The organism is Kutzneria sp. 744 (genome assembly GCF_000568255.1).
Lineage (GTDB): Bacteria > Actinomycetota > Actinomycetes > Mycobacteriales > Pseudonocardiaceae > Kutzneria.
In genome coordinates, this window is the sequence record NZ_KK037166.1 from 2,151,991 (window position 1) to 2,156,335 (window position 4,345).

Consider the following 4,345-nt stretch of genomic DNA (forward strand, 5'->3'; position numbering starts at 1 on the left):
GGTCGTGGCCAGCAGGCCCGCGCCCTGCGCCGCCGGCTTGCCGTTGCCGTCCTGAATGGACATGGCGGCCCGGACCGCGGCGTAGGTGTTCATCTCGCCCGCGCCCTGCTCGTAGGCCGGGTGGCCGAGGTCGGCGGCGGTGCTGGTGAGGATCTGCTTGACCAGCTGCGGGCTCGGCCTGGCGCCGTTGTGGGTGTTCTTGTACGCCTCGATGACCAGCGCGGCGCCGCCGGCGATGAACGGCGAAGCCTCACTGGTGCCGCCGAACGTGCGGATGTTGGACGGGCGGCCCTGCTCGTCGGTGCAGCCGGCGAAGCGCGGGTCGGCGTCGCACACCGACCACCCGGACTCACCCGGGGCGACGAGGTCCGGCACGCGGCCGAGGTCGTCGATGCCGCCGGAGGACAGCGAGGACATGTTGTCGTTGGCCCAGGTCTTGGCGAAGGTGCGCGCGCCCCGCTCGCCGGTCTGGGCGTACAGCCGGTAGTTGGTGACCGAGCCCGCGGAGATCACGTGCGGGTCGACGGCCGGGGTGCCGATGGTGCCGCTCGGGCCGGCGTCGCCGGTGGAGGCGACCACGGTGACGCCCGCGGCGACCGCGGCGTCGTTGGCCAGCGCGACCGGGTCCACGCCGTCGGCCGGGAACGGGTTGCCGCCCAGCGACTCGTTGATCACGTCGACGTTGTCGTTGTTCACGGCGTAGTCGATGGCCTGGAGGATGATCGAGTTGGTGACCAGCTCGGCGCTGCCGAAGACGTTCAGGCCGACCAGGCTCGCGCCCGGGGCGATGCCCCGCACGGTCACGTTGCAGCCCTTGGGAAGCGGGTGCGCGGCAGCGACCACATTGGACAGGTCGTAGGTCACTCGGCCCTGCGCGGCGATGGAACTGGCGTCGCCGAAGGCTTCCTCGCCGGACTGCGGTCCGTTCGGGTCGGTGCCGGAGAAGTCCTGGTAGTCGGTGAAGACGTGGCTGCCGTCCGCCCGGATGAAGTCGGGGTTGTTCGGGTCGAGGCCGTCGGCGATCCACGCGACGGACACGCCCTTGCCGTCCACGATGTTCTGCGCCTGCGGCAGACTCGGGTTGGTGAAGGCGGTGTGCGTGGTCTGCAGCGCCTCCGGCTCCAGGATCGGCTTGGCCGGATCCGTCGGGCACGCGCCGGCCGCCAGCGGCTGGTCGGCGGCGGCCTGGGCCTGGATCTGCTGCTTCTGCCCGGCGTCGAGCGGTTTCACGGCCCGGGTGCGGTCGGGCACGACGGCGGCCACGTTCGGATCGGTGGCGAGCTTGCCGGCCTCCGCGTCGGTGACCTTGGCCGAGAAGCCGTTGAGCACGTCGAACGCCTTCACGTTCTGCGCGCCGACCTGCTTGGCCTGATCGACCAGCGGGGCCTGCTCCTGGCCGACCGTCTGCTTGCGCTGGTTGCGCTGGGCCTTGGGCGATAATTCGGGGTGCTGGTTGCGCAGCACCACGATCACCGACTGCTTGCTCCCGCTGGCCAGGGCCTGATCGGCGGCGGCCGCGTTGGCGGCCATCGCGTTCGGGCCGGTAGCGGCGAGCACGCCGGTGACCGTGGCCACGACGAGCACCAGTCTTCGGCGTTGTTGGCGGAACATCCGCGCACACCTCATTCCGGGCGACTCCACATCGGACCGCCGGAGCGTATGCGCGTTTTCGACCTTGAAGCGGCGGGAACAGACACCCAGTTCCGGTCTTACCCGAAATTCCGGACAGAACGCCGCCGTAACTGTTAACAGCAAGCGCGAAATCCGCCCGGATGGCGACTGGCATTCGCACCCGCGGCGGCGTAAAAGCTCCGTGAAAAACGCTTGGTCACCACGGGAAACCGATCAGATGCGTACGGTAGCACGCCCTTGGACCACCCGCCGTAAGAGATCGGTAACTCGGCGGAGCACACCGGGGCAGTAGCCTTGCCTTCATGGTCACGTTGGTCGTCGTCGGGTTCCTGGCCGGGGTGATCACCAGCCTCTCCCCCTGTGTGCTGCCGGTGCTTCCGGTCGTGCTCACCTCGGGCGGGCCGCAGCGCCGCAAGTGGCGGCCGTATCTGGTCATCGCCGGGCTGGTGCTGAGTTTCGCCCTGTCCACGCTGTTCGGATCGCTCGTGCTGAGCGCGTTGGGGCTGCCCCAGACGCTGCTGCGCGACGCCGGCATCGTGGTGCTGGTGCTGATCGGCGTCGGCCTGATCTGGCAGCGGTTCGGCGATCTGCTGGAACGCCCGTTCGCTCGGCTCAGCGGCCGCCCGGTCAATCCCGACGGCAACGGAATCGTGCTCGGCCTCGGACTCGGACTCCTTTTCGTGCCCTGTGCCGGCCCCGTGTTGGCGACCATCGCGGTCATCGGCGCCAATCACGCGTTCAGCACCGACGCCCTGGCGCTCACCGCCGCTTTCGCCATCGGCTGCGGCGTGCCGCTGCTCGTTCTCGCCGTCGCCGGCGACGCCATCACCCGACGGCTGTCGGCGATTCGAACCCGGGCCCGTGGATTCCGCATCGCCAGCGGCGTGGTGATGCTGCTGGTGGCCGTGGCCATCGCTTTCAACCTCACCGACGGCCTCCAGACCGCCGTGCCCGGATACACGAGCGCGTTGCAGCAATCCGTCGAAAGCAATTCCGAGGCGCAGGGCGAATTGCACAATCTGAACGGCTCGCAGAACCAGGCCACCTCCCCCGGCGTGGCCTGCACCCCCGGCAACGCGACGCTGCAGGACTGCGGCAAGGCGCCCGAACTCGCCGGCATCACCGACTGGGTCAACTCCAAGCCGCTGACGCTGGCCGGGTTGCGCGGCAAGGTCGTGCTGATCGACTTCTGGACGTACAGCTGCATCAACTGCCAGCGCACCCTGCCGCACGTCGAGTCCTGGTACAAGGCCTACCACCAGGCCGGGCTGGAGATCATCGGCGTGCACACGCCGGAGTTCGCCTTCGAACACAGCGTCTCCAACATCACCGCGCAGGCCAAGGCGCTCGGCGTGCAGTACCCGGTGGCCGTGGACAACGGCTACGGCACCTGGAACGCCTACGGCAACCAGTACTGGCCGGCCGACTACCTGATCGACGCCGAGGGCAACCTGCGGCACGTCAACTTCAGCGAGGGCGACTACAGCGGCACCGAACAGCTCATCCGCCAGCTGCTGACCAGCGCATCGTCCACTGTGGACCTTCCCGCCGCCACCGAGGTCGCCGACACCACGCCGGCCGAGCAGCAGACCCCCGAGACCTACCTCGGCTCCCAGTACGCCCCGCTGCACGTGAGCGGCCAGACCCCCAGCGGCAGCAACAACCAGCTCTTCCAGTTCCCCGCCTCGGTGCAGCCCGACACCTTCGCCCTGGCCGGCGACTGGCAGGGGCAGGCCGAGTACCTCACCTCCGGGCCCGGCGCCCAACTCCAGCTCAGCTACCAGGCCCGGGACGTGTACCTCGTGCTCGGCGGCTCCGGCACGCTCACCGTCCAGGTCGACGGCAGGACCACCCAGACCATCGCCGTCTCCGGCGTGCCGAAGCTGTACACCTTGGTGGACAACGGGCCCTATCAGCGCTCGACCATGATCCTCGGCTTCACCCCCGGCATCGACGCCTACGACTTCACGTTCGGCTAGGACCGGCCGCCGGATGTCCCCCGGCTGCCGAGGTGTCGTCCCCGTTTGCCGTATTGCCTTGCCCGGTCGGGAAAAACCGGCTCATACCTTCCGGTGAGGGGCGGTTGCGCTCGGGTCGGGGCCCTGCTTGCGTGAGCAGTTCGACTGCCCAAGGAGGAGTCATGGCCGGGGATGTCGGGCTGACCGCCCTGTTGGTTGCCGCCGCCCGCGCGCAGGAGGCCGCCCGTCCCGATTCGCTGGCCGGCGACGAGTTCGCCGAGCACTTCGTGCGGGCCGCCGGGCTCGACTGGCCCGTGTCGTGGTCGGCGGCGGTGGACGACAGCCCCGTCTGGGGCCGGCTCGGCCGCTACTTCGGCCTGCGCACAAGGGTTCTGGACGACTTCGTGCCCGGCACGCCGCAGACCGTGCTCCTCGGCGCCGGCCTCGACACCCGGGCCTTCCGCCTCGACTGGCCGTCCGACTCCCACGTCTTCGAGCTCGACCGGGCCGCCGTGCTCGGCTTCAAGCACCAGGTCCTGGCCTCCGTCGGCGCCGTCCCCCTGGTCAAGCGCACCCCCGTCGAGGTCGACCTCCGCGGCAACTGGTCCGCCGCGCTGATCGACGCCGGCTTCTACCCCGGCCTGCCCACCACCTGGGTCGCCGAGGGCCTGCTGCCCTACCTCTCCGCCACCGCCGAGACCTCGTTGATGCGCACCCTCAGCACCCTCTCCGAGCCCGGCAGCCGACTGTTCTAC

The 4,345-nt window shown here is 69.8% G+C and carries 3 protein-coding genes; 2 read left to right on the forward strand and 1 reads right to left on the reverse strand.

The features are described from left to right. Positions 1-1,611: S8 family serine peptidase (locus KUTG_RS09535; RefSeq protein WP_198047080.1), on the reverse strand; the 1,611-nt coding region annotated here is incomplete at its 3' end. Positions 1,612-1,934: 323 nt separating this feature from the next. Between KUTG_RS09535 and KUTG_RS09540 the strand changes: the two genes are divergently transcribed. Together KUTG_RS09540 and KUTG_RS09545 are read left to right on the forward strand one after the other, a co-directional pair. After that, positions 1,935-3,611 (forward strand): cytochrome c biogenesis protein DipZ, encoded by a 1,677-nt coding sequence (locus KUTG_RS09540; RefSeq protein ID WP_043716403.1) that lies wholly within the window; start codon positions 1,935-1,937, stop codon positions 3,609-3,611. Between the two features lie 161 nt (positions 3,612-3,772). Next, a partial coding sequence (locus tag KUTG_RS09545) for an SAM-dependent methyltransferase (RefSeq protein WP_157495537.1) occupies positions 3,773-4,345 on the forward strand: 573 nt, incomplete at its 3' end.

Bases quoted from the DNA above. Each gene is read 5' to 3' on its own strand.
- KUTG_RS09540 (WP_043716403.1), top strand. From the start codon at position 1,935: ATGGTCACGTTGGTCGTCGTCGGGTTCCTGGCCGGGGTGATCACCAGC.